The sequence below is a fragment of the Shewanella sp. T24-MNA-CIBAN-0130 genome (assembly GCF_040310185.1).
GTDB lineage: Bacteria > Pseudomonadota > Gammaproteobacteria > Enterobacterales > Shewanellaceae > Shewanella > Shewanella psychromarinicola.
The window spans coordinates 1-261 of record NZ_JBEOPP010000377.1; the positions used below are offsets into that span (position 1 = coordinate 1).

A 261-nucleotide genomic window follows, 5' to 3' on the forward strand; every position below is an offset into this window, starting at 1 on the left:
ACATAGGTGATCACCGGCACTTGACCGTTGTAATTAGCCACTGGTGTAAATCTGTATGCGCCATTGGCGATTAATGTAAAGCTACCGACACCTGCAATTATCACCGCTTGACCTAAGGTCAATGGGCCAGTAACGCCGTCTATGCTGAAGCTTTGTACCGTCACCGGACCATCAACTGAGCTGGTGCCGGTTAATAAACTGCCCCTGGTTGCGCGGCTGTCTTCTGCCACTGAAATCACTTAGTTCGCGTCAGTGAAATTA

At 49.4% G+C, this 261-nt stretch carries 1 protein-coding gene; it reads right to left on the reverse strand.

Annotated elements, in window-relative coordinates; translation table 11 throughout:
- Positions 1–230: Ig-like domain-containing protein (locus tag AAEZ02_RS22795; RefSeq protein WP_351125378.1), on the reverse strand; the 230-nt coding region annotated here is incomplete at its 3' end.
- Between the last annotated feature and the right edge of the window lie 31 nt (positions 231–261).